The organism is Lysinibacillus sp. FSL K6-4013 (assembly GCF_038630435.1).
Taxonomy (GTDB): Bacteria; Bacillota; Bacilli; order Bacillales_A; family Planococcaceae; genus Lysinibacillus; species Lysinibacillus boronitolerans.
This window is the reverse complement of the sequence record NZ_CP152031.1, coordinates 657820-677683: the sequence shown is the minus strand read 5'-3', so window position 1 is coordinate 677683 and position 19864 is coordinate 657820. Positions and strand designations below refer to the sequence as shown.

Sequence of the window (19864 nt, the reverse complement as noted above, 5' to 3'; positions counted from 1 at the left end):
GCTGATACATCTACTCTATAAAGACTTCAAACGTTCCGTTACATCCATCCCTTATTTTGATAACCTTAGGTCTCCACTATCCAGGAGTGAGAACGACTAGTTTAACAGTCAATTTTACTAATCGCCATACCAACATTGCAGAAGGTAGGATACATGCCGAACTCCTAGCTTATTTCGCGACATGTACTACCTCACCCTGCCTACATGGATTCGTCTTCCTGACCATAGCTATCTTTTAAAGAGCCCCGCCTCAGATTCGCTTGAGTACGACTTCACCTGACTTAATCCCTTTTGTGTATCAGCACATCACTGGATCCAGGAGGATTAGGCACTTGCCTGATAGACTGTTTAGCAAGGATAGGAAATTCACCTATCAAATGGAAGTTAACAGTTAGAAATAACACACTAATAAGTAATAGTCAAATTTCATTAAAATTTATACATACTTATAGGGTGTATTTCCGCTTATTTCACTAGTACTGAACTAGTTTATAAAGCAACGTTTCGTTTATTTTTATTCAGGAGTTGCTTCTAAATCAGCAATTTTAGTAGCCAGGTCAGTTAATAAAGTTGCTTCTTTAGTTAATTGAGCTTTAGCAGCAGCAGATAATTTATCTAAATCCGTTTTAGCAGCAGTTACAGCAGCTTTGTCAGTAATTGCAACAGTCTCAACTGTTTTAGCTAAAATTACTTTATGATCCAATTTAAACTTTTCCACTACAGGTTTAGCTTGTTCAGCATCCGTTGCATAAACAACAGCTGTAGCTAGTTTTTCTTCAACAGTACCTGAAGCAGTTTTAACATCAGTGTAGGAAACTTTCAATGATCCAGCTTTATCAGCAGCTACATACGCTACGAACTCACCAGAGTTTGCAGATGTTTCAGTAAGTTCTAATTCTGTTGCAGTAGCAGTGCCATAAGTTAGTTTTACTTTTACTTTGTCTTGAACTGCTGGGTTAGTATCTAAATCTGCATCAGTTAATGTTACAAGTGCTTTTGCACCTACAACATAATCAGCTGCATCAAGTTCAATCACACCAGTAGTACCTTTTCCGCCAACTACTCCAGGAGTGAATGTTGTACCATTGTTAGAAACAACTGTAGTAGCACTTTCAGCAGAAATTGTGTTATTTGCATTAGGTGAAGTTAATGTTAATTGTGTAACATTAGCTCCTACAACAATGTTATTGTTAGCAGTACCTAATAAAGTAATTGTTTGTGAACCTGTACCGTTGATGATGATTTTACCAGCAAATGTACCAGTTGTTGTATCAAATTTAGCGTTGCTATCAGAGATAACTACGTTACCAGTAATAGAGCCAGCATTTACAAATGATGAACCTGCAACATCGATAATGTTTACATTACCAGTAATTGTTGCTGTGTTGTTAATATGTGCATTTGGAGCATTTACAGTTACATCACCAACTACAGAACCTGTTAAGTTAAGTGTAGTTGTCGCAATAGTGTTAATTGTTAAACCACCACTAGTGATGTTTAAGTTAAATGAAGTTTCTCCGTTTGCAAGAGCTTGATTAAATGCTGTTTGTGAATTAATTGTAACAGGACCTGCCACTCTGTCATTTGTAATGTTCAGGATATATTTGCCATCTGCAGTTTTAGTTGCAGAAACACTATCCGTTGTAGTTAACGCTGCTTCGAACACATCGTATTCTACACGAACACCAGCAATTTGATATTGAGCTACATCGTCTTCATCATAAGAAAGAGTATATGATGCACCTGTTGCATTTTGGATTACAAATTTTTGATCTGGTTTGTTAATAGAAATTACTTCTCCAGTAGCTACATCAGCAGTAGATGCAGTTGTGAATGATACTGTAGCATCTTGAGTCGGAAGAATTCCGTTTGCACCAGTAACATTTACTTTCACTGTATCAGCGCTAGTTGTAGATACACGGATAACTGCTTCACCTACTGAGTTAGAGAACACTTGGTAAGTTTTTGTATTACCTTGGTTGTGGTGAGCATTTAATACAGTACCATTTTCATCTTTAACAATTGTATTACCAAATGTAGAAGTTACGTCAAATGCTAATTGATAGTTACTTACAGTTGGTTTATACGCAAATCCATTTTGGTCAACAGATTGATATTTTATATACGCATCAGTTCCTACAGTTGTAGAAGTAATTGTGTTACCATTTGCATCAGTAACTTTTAATACTGCATTTTTAACAACTGCAGATTTGAAGTAAGTTACATCTGCAACAGTTTGCACATCTGTTTTATCTAATGCTGGAGTAGAAGTACTACCTGCTGTATTTAAGAATACTGTTGGTTTTACGAAAGCAGTTGAACCATGACCAGCTACACGGAATGTTGCTTTTCCTTCTTTACCAACTGTGATTGCAAACACAGCATTTTTAGTAACTTTTTGGAAGTTGTTTTTACCAGTTGAGAAGTATACGCTATCTGCGAAGTTGTTTTCCTCAAATGTCACATAAGCAGTTGAACCTGCTGGTGCTAATTTTCCATCTTTATCAGTTACTGTAACTGTATAAGTACGACCACCTACAGAATTTTGGTTATATGCACCTGGAGTTGTATCATATTGAGCAGCTTCTGCAACACCTTCTGCTACTACAGATAATTTCAATGCATCAATTTTTGAGTATTTAACTGCTGGAGCTTCAGCTTGTAATGCTGTTTTAGAGTACTCATCATCTACAAGAGTACCAGCAGAGTTAAGATTACCGGATACTGTTTTAGCATCGTATACGATTGGAGTAGCTGTTAAGTTTTCTCCGTATACAGTAAATGTTGCTTCACCATCAGCATCAGTTACCACTGTTGCAACTACGTTGTTTCCGCCTGTTGATAACTCAGTTGGAACTACAAATAGGCTTGAACCTGCATTTTGAACATTTAATTTAGTAACTTTATCAGGTGTAACACCGATATTTTCTTTTACTGTTACATAGTAAGTTGTGTTTTTAGCACCTTTTACTTTGTATGATTTTTTAGTGTTATTAGTAAGATCATTACCTGTAGTAATTTCTGAAACTGCTAATTGGATTTTATCAGCCCAGTATACTTTTGCGTTAGATACTACAGAAGCTTTATCTGTTGCGTAAGCAGCAACTGAATCTTCTGATCCATAGTAACGAGTATAAGAATAAGTAGCAACGCCTTCAGCATTTGTATAAGCTACTTTCTCAATTTTTTCATTTGTAGTTTTATTGTTTACGATGTTGAAAGTAACTGGAATACCAGATTTATCTTGACCTTCTGGAACTGTTACTTGTGCTTTAAGAGTAACTTCGTTACCAATAACACCTTGTAATGAAGCTGTTGTAACATCAATTTTTGTTGGGATTACAGCAGCAACACCTTTAAATTTACCGATTTCTTCGTCTTTGTAAGAAAGAACGTATTCTTTATCAGCAGTTTGAGCAGCAGTAGTTAAAACAACAACTTTTTTGTTTGTTTGTTTAATAGCTGCGCTTTTCACTTCTAAACCGTCGATTTTGAAGTTTTCAGCTTTTACATTATCAACATCAACTTCTTCATCAAATGTTACTTCAACAGTTGTAGCGTTGATAGCTTTGATTGAAGCGTCAACTGTTTCAACAGCTAGATCAAGCGTACGAGCGAATACTACTGCGAAGTCTTGGCGAGTAATTGCTGCGTTTGGTTTAAGGTTTAATTTGCCGTTTTCTTCAGAACCAGTGAAGATTCCGTTTGCTACAGCAGTTTCTAGAGCATCTTTAGCCCATGGTTTAACTTGAGAAGCGTCAGCGAATTGGCTTAGGCTTTCGCTACCTTCTAAACCGAAAGCATCTACAAGAACTTTAGCTGCTTCAGAACGAGTTAAAGATTTGTTTGGAGCGAATTCGTTTGCACTTACGCCTTCAAAAATGCCGTTTGCTACTACTGCTGCGATTGAGTTGTAGTACCAAGCACCTTTTTTAACGTCTGAGAAGTTTACATCGCCGTCAGCTTCTAATTCTAGAGCTTTCGTGAAGATTTCTGCAGCTTGTGCACGAGTTACTGTGTTAAGTGGGTTGAAGTTCCCGTTAGTGTCACCTTGGATTACACCAGCGTCAACTAAAGATTGAACTGCTTCTTTAGCGTATCCAGAGATTTTGTTATAGTCGTTTACTTGCGCAGCAGATGCTACAGGTACGATTGCCGATGCAACTAATGCAGCTGTTGCTGATGCCGCGAAGAACTTACGGCCTTTGTTTTGCTTTGCCATTAATGTATTCCTCCCTAAAATTCCTTAAATTGATATTAATCCAACGAAAACTATAGTACCGCCTAGTTACCTAAATGTATGTATTATAGCTTTCTTGAATAATACAAAACTAAAGCAAATTTGTTAGTAAATTTACTAGAAAAAGCGTAGTAGAATACCATTCTAGTAAGTTTATTCACTTTCTACAATAATATAACACTATCTTTTCCGAAATTCAAGCATTGGGACATAAATTTAGTTATAGAAGATTTTTTTACCATACCTAATATGGTATTTAGTAAAACCCATTAAAATTACAACTAATTATATCCTCATTTGGATTGGTAACATATAGTTCCGTTACCTATTATACCTTACTCTCAATAATAACCAAGCATTTTCTGGAATGGTTACTAAATTGTCAAAAATTAAAGACTCCCGTAATATTTTAGTTATAATTGTAAAGAAACAGAAATATAGAAGGCGTTTCTTAGCGAATTCTGCCTCTTCCCCACCAACTTTATGAGTTTCTTCTTTATTAAGTAAATGGTTAAATCTATCTGTCCCCATGTTGTAATAATAGATTGCCACTTTTTATGCTACACTTTTGATAGTTTGATAGAACATATCAGCTATTGAAGGGAGCTTAAAAAATGAAACGTAAATTTCCTCTTTATGGGGCCGTACTGGCAGGCATGTTATATCTTGCGCCAACTTCCGCTTCTGCAGAAGATATTTCGAAGCACTGGGCCTACCATGAAATGAACTATCTTATTACCAACGATTTAATGAAGGGTGATGAATTCGGCAATTATCGTCCGAATGATGCTGTCACTCGAGCTGAATTTGCAGCCTTTCTTGTTAGAACACTGAACTTGCCAGCGGCTTCTAGTCAGGCAACCTTTACAGATGTTAAAAAAGGTGACTGGTATTACGGAGTAGTCGAACAAGCAAGCTATCACGGGCTAATTAAAGGTGATGAGCAAGGCAAATTCCATCCGAATAATCACATTAATCGTCAGGAAATGGCGGCTATGTTAAAAAGAGCTCTTACTTATCAAAACATCAATACTTCTTCCTCCCCTATTGCTTTTAGTGATAATGCGCGCATTGCCAAATGGGCCTATGCAGATGTACAAGCTGTCGTCACAACAGGACTACTTGTTGGGAAGCCAAATAATCAATTTGCACCTCTTGCTCAAACAACTCGTGCTGAGGCAGCTACCGTGCTCTATCGTTTAATCCATCTAGAGGCGCCTGGGGCAGGTGGTAAGCAATACATGACGACGAATTACTCACATGATTACTCTTCTGTAGTGAGTAAACAAACAATGAATAATCCAAAGGTCGATGGTGCTGGCATTTTCACGGCTAGCGAGGCACTAGTGTCATACTATGTACACCCAAAAAGCTTTATGCAGGATAGCCCATCTTATTATCAATTCCTAAAATTATCTACTGTCGTTAATAACCTGAGTGCAAAAGAGCTGAATGATAAAGTACTTGCGAATAAAGGTAGCTTAGCAGGTACAGCGGATGCCTTTATTCAGGCTGGTGTAGACAATAAGATTAATGCTATTTATTTAGTCTCCCATGCCTTGCATGAAACAGCCAATGGGGCTTCTGCACTTATTAAAGGGATCGAGGTTGGCTTAGATACAAATGGCAAACCGATGATGGCGACACCAGAAAATCGCGATAAATTAACTGCTATTAAGACAACCTACAATGCTTACGGTATTGGCGCTATTGATGCTGATGCTAATAAGTATGGTGCGGAGCGTGCTTATACAAATGGATGGTTTACTGTTCAGGATGCTATTATCGGAGGTGCCCAATTTGTAAAGGATCAGTATATTAGCAAGGGTCAGGATACGCTTTATAAAATGCGTTGGAATCCTGATAATCCGACAGTCCACCAGTATGCAACACATGTGATGTGGGCTGTCATTCAAGCGAAGAAGATCTATGATATTTATGAATTAATTGGTGCTCATACGACAACTAACCTAGTGTTTGATGTGCCTGCATATCAAAGTCAATCTTCCGCTCCTTTATTACCGAATCCATCGAAGCAATACGCATTGGATTTAGGGTTAGCTGGAGCAGCAGGTAAAACGACGATTAATCTCAATATGAGAACGTATCCGAATACAGCAGATAATGCTTCGATTATTACGAATTTGCCAAAGGATACCTCCTTTAAAGTTCTTGGTGAAAATGGTGGTTGGTTGAAAGTAAGTGTCAATGAACAAGAGGGCTGGGTGCTTGATGATTATGTGAGTCTTGAAAATGGCTTACAAATTGTCAATATGAACATTACACTCAATGTTCGAAGCGAACCATCTACTACAAGTGCTATTTTAGGTACTGTTAAACCGAATGGCTTTATTATCGGCGTTGTAGACGATAAAGGTGAATTTATAAAAAATGGTGCCTGGTATCAGGTGCTTTACAACGGAAAAACAGGCTGGGTACATGGCGATTATATTGTAAAAAAATGATTTTAATAGGATGCGCAAAAGAAGAGTGCGATGATGATTCGCACTCTTTTTGTTAGTCATTTTTTAGCACCTAGATGAAAGCGCTATATAATAGAAGAAACTCGAAATTTTAGGATATAATTTTCAAACTATCCTCCTAAAATTTAGTAGTTATCTACGTCAAAATAGTGTCCTAAAAAAGCTTAATAGGACGAGTGCTATTTCCTTTAACATTCGTTCAGTTATTAGCGCTATACCCTAGTTAGTCCCCGTTAAACCCATTATCGAAAATTTCCTGTCAATATTGCTTTTATGGTATGATAGATTGCAGTGAAAATGGAATTACAGAAAGGTTTGAACACTATATGAGGCATGTAACGATTATGGGCATACCCTTTTTACATATTGGTCAGCAAGGGTTTGTTGATTTACTCGTTAATCGTATTGAACAGCAAGAAAAAACTTTCGTTGTGACAGCCAATCCTGAAGTTGTCATGCAGGCAAATGAAAATCCAACTGTCATGAATTACTTAAAGCAGGCAACTTACATTTGTGCGGATGGCATTGGTGTCGTTAAGGCTGCACAAATCCTTGGTGATTCACTTCCAGAGCGTGTAACTGGCTATGATACGATGGTACGTCTGTTGGAAGTTGGTCAGCAAAAACGTTTTAAAATCTATTTATTAGGTGCTCAAAAGGAAACCATCGAAAAGACGGTTGCCAATATTCATAAGAACTATCCAAACGTTGATGTCGTTGGCTATCATGATGGCTACTTCGACTGGAATAATAATGATTTTGCAAAAGAAATTGCAACTTTACAGCCTGATCTTGTATTTGTGGCATTAGGTGTACCAAGACAGGAAAAATGGATAACGGAAAACCTTGAGAAATTTTCAAAGGGTGTATTTATCGGTGTAGGTGGCTCCTTCGATGTCATCGCAGGCACTGTAAAACGTGCTCCAGTACTTTGGCAAAAGTTAAATCTTGAATGGCTCTATCGACTGTTACGCCAGCCAAGTCGATTTGGCAGAATGCTTGTACTCCCACGCTTTGCTTTAAAGGTATTTGCATTAAAGCTTAAAGGTCAGGGCAAAACAAAATGAGTCAGTCAACATTTGTTAAAAGCACACTTATCCTAACGATAGCAACCTTACTTTCTAAAGTAATCGGTAGTATCTTCCGTATACCACTTCAAAATATTGCTGGTGATGAAGTACTCGGTATTTTTAGTCTTGTCTATCCTGTTTATATGGTAGCCCTTTATTTATCCGTTGCAGGTATCCCTATCGCTATTTCTAAGCTAATTGCGGAAGCCAAGACGAGTCAGGATACTGCCAAAATTAAGAAAATTTATGTGACTGCAAGAATCCTTGCATTATCCTTTGGCGTCATTAGTTTTACAATCATTTACGGCTTTTCAGAGCAGATAGCAAATGCACTTGGTGGGCCATCAACAGAGATCGCCTTAATTATTGTTGCCCTTACATTACTGGTAGCTCCTTATATGGCTGTCTATAGAGGATTTTTCCAAGGCTTTGGGGATATGCGACCTACTGCCATCTCGCAAGTGATTGAGCAGTTAGTACGTGTTGCGTTAATTTTAATCGTTGCTTATTTCCTAGTAGCAATGGATTATTCAAATGACATCGTAGCTGGTGGAATTATGGCAGGCTCTGTATTAGGAGCTCTAGGGTCACTTTTCTATTTACTCTTTAAATATTTCCGTTCTTCGGTAAAAGTGACGAGTAAGGAGAAATATTCTGGTAAGGATTTCTCTAAATACAGTAAAACCATTTTAAAAATTTCTATTCCAATTGCGATTGGTTCTGTCACAATGGCACTCTTTAACTTTGTTGATTCCTTTACGGTTACATATGGCTTAAGAAGTGCTGGTGCAGATGCGAGTGAAATTAGCTATCTTTATGGTATTTATGGTCGAGGACTAACATTAGTTCAAATTACGACTGTTTTTGCTTCTTCGATTATCTTGCCGCTTGTACCTTTGATTACAACGAAGCTAGCTGAACGTAAATTGGATGAAACACGCACTATTATTGAGCAAACTCATCGTATGACACACCTTATTTCATGGCCAGCTGCGATTGGGCTACTAGCCTTAACCTTGCCTTTAAATCTAGCTCTTTTTAAAGACTTAGAGGGAAGCTTAATGTTAGCCATCATCAACCTTAGCTCTGTCTTTACATCTCTGACTTTGCTTGGAACAGGTATTCTACAGGGTATGAATGCTGCCAAAACAGGAGCCCTCATTATTTTGAGTGGTGTTGTCCTTAAGGTGTTTTCTAACATCTTCCTTATTCAGGCATTCGGTTTAGATGGTGCTGCCTATGCAACTTTGCTAGTGTATTTTGTGTTATTTATTGTGAATTCTGTCTTTATTTATCGTACGATTCGCTTTACTGTCCTTGGAAAAGATACGGTGAAAATGATTGTGTCTTCAATTGTAATGGGAGCCGCAGTTGGATTACCAACACTTTGGCTTGACTTTACACATTGGTCAAGAATGTTAGCTATGGGCTATCTAACTGTCGCAATCGTAGTTGGAGGGGCACTTTACTTCCTTCTACTATGGCTAATGAAAGCTATTCATAAACAAGATTTAAAGAAAATCCCTGTTATCGGAAAAAGATTTTCATAAATAAGAGAGGTAGGACACTTATGTCAAAACAGAAATGGCTTTGGGGGATCATTGTTCTTTTACTCGTCGTTTCCTCTACAGGTATCATGATGAGGTGGAATGCAGAGCAATCGAATGATGCTTATGAGATTGTTATTCCCTATGATGAAATACAAACCGCAGAAAAAAATAGCGATCTAACAATGGATGAAATCCTTTCCTCCTTAAAGGATGCTGGGCTGAATACTGTGAGTCTAGAGCCCTTAACATTAAAGGAAATGGATAAACAAAACTTAATTACCGTTTATAAGGAAAGTGAGTTAGCAGCACAATTATTGTTTACACCCTATAAAGATGCTGTTGATATCTCTAATAGCGGCTATTATATTCGAGTACCTGAAAATGAAAGCTACCAAAAGCTGATCATGGAGAGCGTTACACCAGAGGAAGTACAAATAGGTGAAGAAGCTTTTTATTTCCTTCCTGCTTCTAACCACAATTTTGATTTAAAAACACCGATTGGCTACGATCAGCCTGCGATTGACATGATTAGTAAGCATGGACTGGCTCATATCTTTAAGGTGGAAAATGCAGATAATGAAGTAGCTAATGAAAAGTTGGTTAATCAATTAGTCGCTTTAAAAGAGGCTTCAGCAGGCCGCTTACTTGGCCAAGGTGATGAAGCCATTGGATTTGGACAAGAAAACGGCAATCAATTAGTTGAAAAATTAAATGATGCTGGCTATTACTTCTACACAATTGAAAGTAACCCACTTAAAGGCGAAAGTAAAATCGCTCAAATGACGGATTACAATATGATTCGTTTGCATAGCATCAATGTGAACAGAGAGACTAAATTAAAGCTAAATGCAAGTATTGATCGTACAACACGAGCTGTCAAAGAGCGTAATATTCGCTCTATCTTCTATCATATTAAAACAACAGGCAATGCCAAAGAAAATGTTGAAGAAACGATTGATTACTTAAATGGTGTGCATGACACAATGCCAGATCATTTCAAAGCAGGTGAACCAAAGCTATTTGATAAAGTTGCAGTGCCAGCTTGGGTCAAAGCAGCCGTATTAGTAGCAGGTATTTTATTTACCTTTATCATTTCAGAATTAGTAAAATGGATGCCTCTTCGTATCGCGGCAGCTGGCTTTATGGCTGTACTTGCGATTGCGTACTTTATCCTGAAAAGTACTCTATTCTTACAAGCATTTGCACTCATTATTGCTGTCCTTGCACCAACCTATGCAGTCATCAAATCAGCGCAAGGTTCTACAAAGCTATCTAACATAATTGTCCAATATTTAAAGGCAGTAGCAATTAGCGTTATTGGGATCGTTATTGTCATTGGCTTATTGAATGGTAATGCTTTTATAACAGGCTTTGCTGTATTTAAAGGGGTTAAGCTTGTTTATCTTATTCCAATTATGGGTGTCTTATTATTTACAGTAATTGAGATGAACCGACTAGCTGATCAAAACATTAAGAACTCTTTATCCAATACGGTAACATTGTTAAATAAAGAATTAAAATATTGGCATGTGCTACTACTCATTGTATTGGCTGGTGTCGGATTATTTTACATTAGCCGAACAGGAAACTCTGGTTCTGTAAGTGATATGGAATTAGCCTTTAGACAATGGCTAGAAAATACATTGTATGTTCGACCAAGAACGAAGGAATTTTTAATTGGTTTCCCATTCTTCATTTTAGCGTTATATGTAATGGGTATTAATCGTAAATGGGGTAGTATTCTCCTTGTACCAGGTGTTATCGGTTTCCTATCCATCATGAATACATTTACTCACCTACACATCCCAGTAGCTGTTTCTGTGTTACGTACACTATACAGCGTATCTCTAGGTCTTGTAGTAGGACTAGTGTTTATCCTAATCTTCAAAATCGGTTATCGTTGGGTTTCTAAGGCAATCGCGAGGTGGTCATAATGCACGTTGTTTTATCTGGCTATTATGGATTTGATAATGTCGGAGATGATGCCATTCTACTGTCCATTATCCAATCATTAAAAAAGTGGCAAAGTGATATAGAGATCACGGTATTATCTAATAATCCAGCAGCTACTGAGCAAACATATGGTGTCAAAGCCGTTAATCGTTGGAAAATGAAAGAAATTCGCCAATTACTTAAAACAGCGGATGGACTGATTAGTGGTGGCGGTAGTCTTATGCAGGATCAAACAGGCATGAAAACTATTCCTTACTATGCGGGCGTTATTCAAATTGCAAAATGGTTGAAGAAGCCAGTATTTGTTTACGCCCAAGGTATGGGTCCGATTAATCATCCACTTAGTAAATTCATTGTTCGTACAGTCTTTAATAAGGTTGAGCAAATAACGGTTAGAGATAGAGCCTCTCTAGCTCTTTTAACAGAGATCGGTGTACGAAAAGAAACAAAGATCGTACCAGATCCTGTGATGGGATTAAACGGTAATAACTTTCATTGTGATTGGCTAGAAAGTGTTTCTTTATCAGCCGATAGCTATATCTCTGTAAGTGTTCGTGATTGGCCTTCCGCTGTTGCCTACAAAGAGAAAATTGCACATAGCCTAGATGAATTAGTGCGTCAGGGTGAGCAAATCGTCTTCCTCCCTATGCATGGTGAGCATGATTTTATCACTTCACAGGAAGTAGCAGCACTTATGAAGGAAAAGAGCTTAATTGCTCCTGCTGATTTATCCATTGAGGAAAAAATCGCAGTGATTGGTCAATCGCAACTATTAATAGGTATGCGACTACACTCCTTAATTTTCTCGGCAATCTATGCAACACCATTTATTGCGATTTCCTATGACCCGAAAATTGATGCGTTTGCTGATATCGTTGATCAGCCCGTCATCGGTCATGTTGAGGTTGATGATTGGAATGGTGTGACATTGTTTGAACAAGCTGTGGCAATCCTCGAATCCTATACAACGGTTCAAGAAAAAATGCGCCAGGCTGTCATCCCATTACAAGATGAAGCAACAGCAACAGCTAAATTAGCAATTGATGCTTTGTCAAAATAAACATTAAAAAATGATGAATTTCAATGTTAATTGAAATTCATCATTTTTTTCCTACTTCTAATAATTTTAAAATGGATTGGGCCTGTTGCATATGCATGGCTAAAACATATTGACCTGCTTGCATTAAAATTTGCGCCTTCACCATATTCATCATCTCTTTTGCGATATCTGCATCTCGAATACGAGACTCTGCTGCTTGTAAATTCTCTGCCGTGTTCACATTAGCATTATAGGCATGTTCCAAGCGGTTCTGATAGGCACCAAGTCGTGAACGTTCGTTGGAAACACGTTTTAAGGCTTCATCCATTGAAGACATGGCTTTTTCCGCTTCCTCACGAGTAGCAATGGAAGCATCCTTCAATCCAAGTGCCTCGGACCCCATTCCATTGATAAATAATTCTATACTTTGCCCTGCATTTGCACCTGCTTGAATCTTAAGGCCATTTGTTTCATAATCCCCATTGAGTAATGTCTTCGTATTAAATTCTGTATCGGTCGATGTGCGCTGAATTTCCTTTTTTAATTCCTGAAATTCCAAATCTAATTTTTTACGATCATCATCCGTTAATGTATCATTGGCTGCTTCCACTGCTAACTCACGCATACGCTGAATCATGGCATGTGTTTCATTCAGTGCCCCCTCTGCCGTCTGCACAAGAGAAATACCATCCTGTATATTTTTAGCTGCCATATTCAAGCCACGAATTTGTGCACGCATTTTTTCAGAAATCGCCAGTCCAGCTGGATCGTCAGCCGCACTATTAATGCGATAACCCGAAGAAATTCGCAGCATAGCTTTACTCATCGCCCCATAATGATGATTCATATTATTCAGGATTGCCATCCCCGTTGCTGACCACTTACCAAGCATGATTTCACCACCTTCTTGTTTTTATATCGGTTCAACATCTCATCTATTGACCTTTATACTGGAAATTGTTTCTAATTTTTTATGCGTTTTTAACATTTTATAGTTGATTAACTACATAATAAAAGCACCTGCTTGTCATTTATGATAAGTAGGTGCTTACTGGACATTCCATCTATTCAATTTTGAAACCCCCAAGTTGATGGCTCTTTTGCTGTAGCAATTCGAAAAAGAGTTCTTTATCATTCTCTAGTAATGCCTGATCAATCAAATGATCCAAATTTTTCTCCTCTAGCTCTGCAATAAGCTGATCGATTTCGCCAACCGTCACAGTAGAAACCATTGGAATTTGTTGCTTTGGTGTAGCGCTTTCAAGTATTGGTGCTAAATGCTCATGGACATTGGTAATAAGCAATAGTTGATAAAGTGGTAACCGAATAAAGCGATTTCCTTTTTGGAAAACAAAAACCTCAGATAAATTTTCAATCTGCTGTGTCTTCATGTTGATAATCATCTCTTTACCTTCTATGGGAATGAAATGGAAAATCTCATTCTCTTTTAAAATAGAGAAATATTGATAAGCAAATACGAGACGTAATTTATCTCCAGTAACTTTTGTGTAAAACGGCTTCATGTATTGAACTTGCATCATCCTTCATCCCTCCTTAGTTATCTGATTATTCAGATTTTAACATAAATCTAAAGCCTTGTTAACTATCTTTAACTCATTTTTTTCTTTCTGATCATTCAGCTTATCATTACTGCATTTTAATCGTATAATGGAAGGACAGTCTTTTTTTCCTTTTTACAATTAACAATGTTAACTATAGCCATACATGATGAAAGGAGTGAGGTTATGGCATTGTCTATATCGCAATTAGCTAAGGAACATCAAGCATTTGTGCTGACTAAATTAAAAGAAGCTGAACAAGGGTTACATCCTTCCTCTACCGAAGATGAGGAACTAGTGCGCCGTGCTGTCTTTTCAGTAAGGAATAAGTCCATTGTTTTTGAACGATTTAATGGAGCAAGTTCTATATTATATGCAAGTGTTCAAGATGTCAGACCCGCTTCTGTTGAAATTGATTTTTCCAAGGAAGAGCTACATTGTAGCTGTCCTCAAGCAAAATGGTGTCGACATCAAATAGGTGCTTTACTCGCTCTCTACCAATATTTTGATTCTGTTCAAAATTGGTCGAGTGCTTGGCGTGCTCAAAAATCAGTTCAGTTAAAATCTTTAGCAGATGAACGCAGCCCACAAAGCTGGTCGATGATGGTGGATGAGGTGATGAAACATTTATTACCGTCTGGGCGTGTACTAGAGGGCTATGGGCTTTCCGCTGTAAGAACCGATGCTTTAGAGCGTCTTCGTCGGCATATGCCCTTTGAGCGTGAATGGCAACCCCTTTATAAGCTCTATATGGAACTAGCCATTTTAAATTCGATATGGCGGCATTTAAATGAAACACCTGGTCATTCTTTAGATTCATCTTATATGAAATATTTTATCGATCAAAGCACTCAATCTTTTGAGAGCATTCTCACAGAGCTTTCTAATCGGTCACGTCTGTTTGCGACTGACCCATTTTATGACGCCATCCAAGAGCTAGTAAGAGAATTTTTATTAGAACGGCAAGGGCTTTTCGCCAACCGACTTCGTCTATACATGCTGCTATGGGCAGTGCTTTTTTATGAGAAGCCTCGACGTGAAAAGGAATTGGCATATATAAATAATCTTGATCACCCTTCAGCAGAAATTTCTCTACAATCGCTAAAATTATTATTTTATGTGCTATTACAGAAAGAGAATTTGCTGCTTGAAAGTTTGGCACAAATTGATTTACCACAAATGCAGGACTTGTTTGAACTGGCTACTTTTGCTCAACGTGCAGGAGAGTCCTATTCATTAGCAGTCATTTTACGAGCAATTTTACCTTTGACTGAAGTATTTCTACAGGAGGTCGTTCCGGTCGTTCAACGTGCCCAATACGTAAGGCAATTCCAACTTCTATTTGATGAGATCCAGCTTACGGAGGAAGAGGAAGCAATGCTATACAGTGCCTTTGGTGTGTATGGACTACAGCCGTTCTCCAGTTTTTTAATTAAAAAAGGTCGCTATCGGGAATGGGCAGCCCTACATCAATTAAACCCATCCTCTCTATCCTATTTAGAAATGTGTGGATTAAAGGATGTATTGCAGATTGAACCTGCAACTGTTTTACCTTTATATCATGTCTATGCAATGGCTGAAATTGCTCAAAAATCACGCTTAAATTATAAACAGGCTGTGCGTATTTGGAAAAGTATGCGGAGTGCTGCAAAGCGAGCTGGCAAAGCAGCTTATTTTGAAACATATATGCAAACCATTCGTGCAGAATATAAACGACTACGTGCGTTACAAGAAGAAATTGAGAAAGGAAACTTAGTATGATGACAATAAATGCTCCTTCCCCTTTTTCCAAAACACAACAGCTCCGTATTGAAGTAGCTCGGGAAGGATATTTTACGTTGCAGGGTTTTACTGCAAATGGTGCAACAATTGATGTTGATACACTAATTTCTTCGCTATTCTTTACTTATGAGGCAAATGTTTATGGATTATTAACAAATCGGACTGATTATACAATTGAGGTTTCTACAGCTGAGTTACTAGATATTTTTTCAACAAGCTTCCAGCACCCTTTCATCAATTGGATTGGTGCAAATGAAGAAAGTATGGAATGGCTGAAAAAGGTATTCGCATTACAGGAATACTGGCAAGAGCCGTCCCTTTGGTCACATGCTGTGATTGCAGAGGATTTTTTATCATTAAGTTTCCCTATTGATCATATAGATTCAGCATTATTGGAAACAGCTGTACAGCAGAAGCTTTCTCAGGTTGGTCTAATACTAGCTGATTTACCAAAGTTACTACCTTTTTTCCTACGAGGTGGCTGGCCATTAGATCAAGCGCGTCAGGCTGGAGCCGTTTCCGTTTCTTTACGGTTAAGTGAGCCCGAGGAAGAGACAGATGTATGGTTATTAGAAACGGTCCTAAGCACCGCTACAACCAAAAACTATTGGACACCTGCTATTCGTAAACAATCTTTACTTATAGAAGAGGCACTACCTGCAAAATGGCGAATGTTTGCAACTGAAATTGCGCAGCAACAACAACAAATTGTAGAACTTCTATCCACTGATACGATCAATAGTGATATCTTTATTCGTGTGACACTGGAAGATTTAGAAGTTCGCTCATTCCTACGTGAGGATCTCGCTAGATTACAGGCTCTTGGTTTCGATGTTGTACTCCCAGCATGGCTAAAGGATTTAAAACAATCTAAAATTCGAGTACGCGTCACAACTAGCAATGTCTCTACAAGGAAGGTAGCAGGTTTAGATGATATTTTAACGTTTAAATGGCAATTTTCTATGAACGGACAAACGATTTCGGCTGAGCAATTTAAAAAGCTCGTGGATGAGAAACGTGAATTTATTCGTATTGGTACTGAATGGTTCCGAGTAGATGCCAATTGGATGCAAGAAATGCGTGAATTAATGCAGCAGGCAGAAGATGAAAGTTGGACTGTTCGAGAATTATTATTTAGAGAATTACCAGAAGACTTGTCTGCCCCTCTTGAGGAAGAGGATGCAGATGATGCACTGAGAGATGATCCAGTCTTTGCACTAGAAATACAACAATCATTAAAAGCATACATGGAGCAGCTTCTAGAGAAGAAAGGCTTGCCTGCCGTTTCAATTCCATTGTCCTTACAAACCGAATTACGTCCCTATCAATTAGAGGGCTATGAATGGTTAGTCTTTATGCGCCAACAAGGTTTCGGTGCATGTCTAGCTGATGATATGGGCCTTGGAAAAACGGTTCAATTGATTACCTATTTACTTCATATTTATGAGTCATCAACTGATTATACAAAGCCATCCATCATTATTTGTCCTACTTCAGTGCTTGGGAACTGGCAAAAAGAACTTGCTCGATTTGCCCCGTCTCTAATTGTGCATACACATTATCAAACAAATCGAGCAAAGGATGAAGAGTTTAAACAGCTAGTGACAGCAGAAAGACCACATGTCATTTTATCAACCTATGGTACTGTGTCACAGGATACTGAATTTTTACAGAATATCGATTGGGCAGCAGTTGTACTTGATGAGGCTCAAAATATAAAAAATATGCAAACATTACAATCAAAAGCCATTCGTAAATTGCTAGGTGACCATCACATTGCTCTCACTGGGACACCTGTAGAAAATCGTTTATCTGAGTTATGGGCTATTTTTGATTTTATTCATAAGGGTTATCTAGGTAGCTTTGGCCGCTTCAATGAAGAATTTATTTTGCCTATTGAACGGGACGAATCAGAGTCGCATAAACAGAAGCTTCGAGCAAAAATTCAGCCGTTCTTGTTACGTCGTACAAAGCGTGACCCACATTTACAGCTTAACTTACCAGATAAGCTAGAATCGAATGAATATTGTCCATTAACAACAGAGCAGGCTTCACTCTATGAGGGGTATATTTTAGAGACGCTTGATCAGCTAGAGCAGTTAACAGGCTTTCAAAAAAAGGGGCGCGTCTTAAAGATGCTCAGTAAATTAAAGCAATTATGTAATCATCCTGCCTTATATTTAAAGGAACCTTTCGAGGATGCCAAAACAATGCTTGCACGTTCAACTAAGCTAGAGCGCATTGTACAAATGGCAGCAGAGATTGTGGACAATGGAGAGCAATGTCTCATCTTTACACAATATATTGGAATGGGACAATTACTACAGCATTGCTTTAGTGAATTATATAATGTAGATGCACCGTTTTTAACTGGTGCTATGCCTAAGCAGCAGCGAGACCGCTTAGTAGAGGCTTTCCAGGCAGGAGATTTCCCTATATTTATCCTTTCTTTGAAAGCTGGTGGAACAGGACTTAATCTAACAGCAGCCAATCATGTTTTACATGCAGATCGCTGGTGGAATCCTGCTGTTGAAAATCAAGCAACAGATCGTGCTTATCGCATCGGACAGACACAATTTGTGCAGGTCCATAAATTTGTGACAATTGGCACGATCGAGGAAAAAATTGATAAGATGCTGGTGCAGAAATCTGCATTATCCGAAGAGCTTATTCAGTCAAGCCAATGGTTGACCGAGTTAGAAGATCAAGAACTCCGTGATTTAATAACATTAGATATATAATAATGAAGATGCGCCAAGAGCAAATTCTTGGCGCTCTTTTAGTGGAACTTGCTACTTCTTTTCCCTACTTACTTCATCATTCATATTTAGTTGTGTTGAAAATCCCATTGCTGTGCGGTCTTCAGCAATGTTTATTATTAGGGGTACACATCACATTCCTTTCTGTCGTTACGGTGCAAGAATTATAAGGAGAATGGCGGATCAGACAATGAATATTCTCTTGCCCCGTATGTAAACTTTCTTGCTAAGGTAATACAAAATCCTTTAAGTGCTCTTGTTCATTCGGTGGCTGTGACGGTACAGTAACTGCTTCGTCACTATCTCTTTGTTTAAGTTGATAAAATCTAACATCCTCAACCACTACCTCTGTCATAAAAATCTTTGTGCTTTCCTCATTTACAAATGACCTTGTTTGAATACGGCCATTGGCACCGATTAACGAACCTTTACCGCAATATTTAACGATATTCTCTGCAAGCCTTCCCCAAGCTGTACAGAAAACAAAATCTGTATCTACTTCCCCTTGATTGTTTTTAAAATTACGATTAATGGCTAGTGAGAAATGAGTCTGCACACGATTTCCAGATAAGTAACGTAACACTGGGTCTTTTGTAAACCTTCCAACCAATCCGACTTGATTCATTCGTTCACCTCCTTTGTTTTTGATTGCTCTCATCTTACAAAATGATTCCAGCATTCGCAAAAATCAATATTGTTAATTTCCTTCAGTTATTGAGCATAAATTGGGTAAATTAGCAATTTTAATTTTCTATTTTTTATTAATTTTTTAACTGAATGCTTTAAGCTGTAATGGCAAATGCTATTTCATGAAATCTGCAATTTCGCAGTTTTTGAAAAATCGTCACAGGTGCGCATCACAAACAACTGCTACCTCATGTGTTATACTAAAAGAATGACAGACTTAGGAGGAATATACATATTGAAAACCTTTAAAATGCTTTCCTTTGACCTTGTCACAGAAGATGGCGTGCAACCATTCCCTTTAATCGATGGCATCATTATTAATCAGGAAAATAGCCATCAATCTTGGGTACTTGAATTGTTTATGGAAAAACAATATCGCTCAACCTTTGATGAGCTCTTAGCAAATGCTACAGTCTTCAATGTACGTGCAGTTATTTCATTTCCAGATAATGAACCCGCTCCTTTTCAGGTGATCGTACATACTGTTGAAGAAATCGGTAATCATGTTTCAGTCCTATTAAAAGGTACGCTTAAAATTAAACGATCAAAATATGCAGAACAATTACTTTCCGAGCTACTTGCTGAGGGTGTTTCTTTAGAGGATTTACTGGATCGCTTTACACAAGATATGAAAAAGCGACCAAAATTAAAAAATGACTGACGATGCGAATTTTTGCATCGTTTTTTTATTGGACAAGCAGTAATTTTTTTGTACAATACAATTTAAAAAAGGAGGGTTACA

Annotated in this window: 13 protein-coding genes; 9 read left to right on the top strand and 4 right to left on the bottom strand. The window is 37.9% G+C overall.

Going from position 1 to position 19864, the window contains the following annotated elements; translation table 11 throughout:
- Positions 1-514: 514 nt before the first annotated feature.
- A complete protein-coding gene (locus MHB39_RS03280) occupies positions 515-4222 on the bottom strand; it encodes an S-layer homology domain-containing protein (protein ID WP_342545829.1) in 3708 nt (1235 codons plus the stop codon).
- Positions 4223-4854: 632 nt separating this feature from the next.
- On the opposite strand from MHB39_RS03280, the gene MHB39_RS03275 reads away from it, so the two are divergent.
- The 5 genes from MHB39_RS03275 (at position 4855) to csaB (ending at position 12356) form a co-directional block, all read left to right on the top strand.
- Complete coding sequence (locus MHB39_RS03275) at positions 4855-6705, top strand: S-layer homology domain-containing protein (protein WP_342545827.1); 1851 nt, start codon at positions 4855-4857, stop codon at positions 6703-6705.
- Positions 6706-7049: 344 nt separating this feature from the next.
- Positions 7050-7790 carry a WecB/TagA/CpsF family glycosyltransferase gene (locus tag MHB39_RS03270; RefSeq protein WP_026023336.1) on the top strand — a complete coding sequence of 247 codons (741 nt, stop codon included), beginning with the start codon at positions 7050-7052 and terminating at the stop codon, positions 7788-7790.
- A complete protein-coding gene (locus MHB39_RS03265; protein WP_333006216.1) occupies positions 7787-9343 on the top strand; it encodes a polysaccharide biosynthesis protein in 1557 nt (518 codons plus the stop codon). The genes MHB39_RS03270 and MHB39_RS03265 overlap by 4 nt, the downstream gene beginning before the upstream one ends.
- Before the next feature lie 20 nt (positions 9344-9363).
- Complete coding sequence (locus tag MHB39_RS03260) at positions 9364-11277, top strand: DUF5693 family protein (protein ID WP_339280608.1); 1914 nt, start codon at positions 9364-9366, stop codon at positions 11275-11277.
- Positions 11277-12356: a polysaccharide pyruvyl transferase CsaB gene (gene csaB / locus MHB39_RS03255; RefSeq protein ID WP_342545826.1), complete on the top strand. Its 1080-nt coding sequence runs from the start codon at positions 11277-11279 to the stop codon at positions 12354-12356. The genes MHB39_RS03260 and csaB overlap by 1 nt, the downstream gene beginning before the upstream one ends.
- A 40-nt stretch (positions 12357-12396) precedes the next feature.
- Here the strand turns inward: csaB and MHB39_RS03250 are convergent, their stop codons facing one another.
- Both MHB39_RS03250 and MHB39_RS03245 read right to left on the bottom strand, forming a co-directional pair.
- Positions 12397-13227 carry a flagellin gene (locus MHB39_RS03250; RefSeq protein ID WP_342545825.1) on the bottom strand — a complete coding sequence of 277 codons (831 nt, stop codon included), beginning with the start codon at positions 13225-13227 and terminating at the stop codon, positions 12397-12399.
- A 172-nt stretch (positions 13228-13399) separates the two neighbouring features.
- A complete protein-coding gene (locus tag MHB39_RS03245) occupies positions 13400-13876 on the bottom strand; it encodes an IDEAL domain-containing protein (protein ID WP_004269498.1) in 477 nt (158 codons plus the stop codon).
- Positions 13877-14080: 204 nt separating this feature from the next.
- Between MHB39_RS03245 and MHB39_RS03240 the strand changes: the two genes are divergently transcribed.
- The 3 genes from MHB39_RS03240 to MHB39_RS03230 are packed head-to-tail and all read left to right on the top strand — an operon-like array spanning position 14081 to position 18605.
- The gene (locus tag MHB39_RS03240; RefSeq protein ID WP_342545824.1) at positions 14081-15655 is read left to right on the top strand and encodes a hypothetical protein; all 1575 of its coding nucleotides are present in this window, start codon (positions 14081-14083) and stop codon (positions 15653-15655) included.
- Entirely contained in the window at positions 15652-18417 is a 2766-nt protein-coding gene (locus MHB39_RS03235; protein WP_342545823.1) for a DEAD/DEAH box helicase, read from the top strand. The genes MHB39_RS03240 and MHB39_RS03235 overlap by 4 nt, the downstream gene beginning before the upstream one ends.
- Positions 18418-18419: 2 nt before the next feature.
- Positions 18420-18605, top strand: coding sequence for a hypothetical protein (locus MHB39_RS03230; RefSeq protein ID WP_128568197.1), 186 nt, complete (start codon positions 18420-18422; stop codon positions 18603-18605).
- 56 nt (positions 18606-18661) lie between these two features.
- On the opposite strand, the gene ssb is transcribed toward MHB39_RS03230, so the two are convergent.
- On the bottom strand, positions 18662-19060 hold the full coding sequence (gene ssb / locus MHB39_RS03225) for a single-stranded DNA-binding protein (protein ID WP_016991811.1): 399 nt from the start codon (positions 19058-19060) through the stop codon (positions 18662-18664).
- Between the two features lie 297 nt (positions 19061-19357).
- Between ssb and MHB39_RS03220 the strand changes: the two genes are divergently transcribed.
- Positions 19358-19783, top strand: a complete 426-nt coding sequence (locus tag MHB39_RS03220) for a YwpF family protein (RefSeq protein ID WP_016991810.1) — start codon at positions 19358-19360, stop codon at positions 19781-19783.
- Positions 19784-19864 lie beyond the last annotated feature (81 nt).

Bases quoted from the DNA above. Each gene is read 5' to 3' on its own strand.
- MHB39_RS03235 (WP_342545823.1), top strand. From the start codon at position 15,652: ATGATGACAATAAATGCTCCTTCCCCTTTTTCCAAAACACAACAGCTC.
- MHB39_RS03270 (WP_026023336.1), top strand. From the start codon at position 7,050: ATGAGGCATGTAACGATTATGGGCATACCCTTTTTACATATTGGTCAG.
- MHB39_RS03250 (WP_342545825.1), bottom strand. From the start codon at position 13,227: ATGCTTGGTAAGTGGTCAGCAACGGGGATGGCAATCCTGAATAATATG.
- ssb (WP_016991811.1), bottom strand. From the start codon at position 19,060: ATGAATCAAGTCGGATTGGTTGGAAGGTTTACAAAAGACCCAGTGTTA.
- MHB39_RS03260 (WP_339280608.1), top strand. From the start codon at position 9,364: ATGTCAAAACAGAAATGGCTTTGGGGGATCATTGTTCTTTTACTCGTC.
- MHB39_RS03275 (WP_342545827.1), top strand. From the start codon at position 4,855: ATGAAACGTAAATTTCCTCTTTATGGGGCCGTACTGGCAGGCATGTTA.
- MHB39_RS03280 (WP_342545829.1), bottom strand. From the start codon at position 4,222: ATGGCAAAGCAAAACAAAGGCCGTAAGTTCTTCGCGGCATCAGCAACA.
- csaB (WP_342545826.1), top strand. From the start codon at position 11,277: ATGCACGTTGTTTTATCTGGCTATTATGGATTTGATAATGTCGGAGAT.
- MHB39_RS03240 (WP_342545824.1), top strand. From the start codon at position 14,081: ATGGCATTGTCTATATCGCAATTAGCTAAGGAACATCAAGCATTTGTG.
- MHB39_RS03230 (WP_128568197.1), top strand. From the start codon at position 18,420: ATGAAGATGCGCCAAGAGCAAATTCTTGGCGCTCTTTTAGTGGAACTT.
- MHB39_RS03245 (WP_004269498.1), bottom strand. From the start codon at position 13,876: ATGATGCAAGTTCAATACATGAAGCCGTTTTACACAAAAGTTACTGGA.
- MHB39_RS03265 (WP_333006216.1), top strand. From the start codon at position 7,787: ATGAGTCAGTCAACATTTGTTAAAAGCACACTTATCCTAACGATAGCA.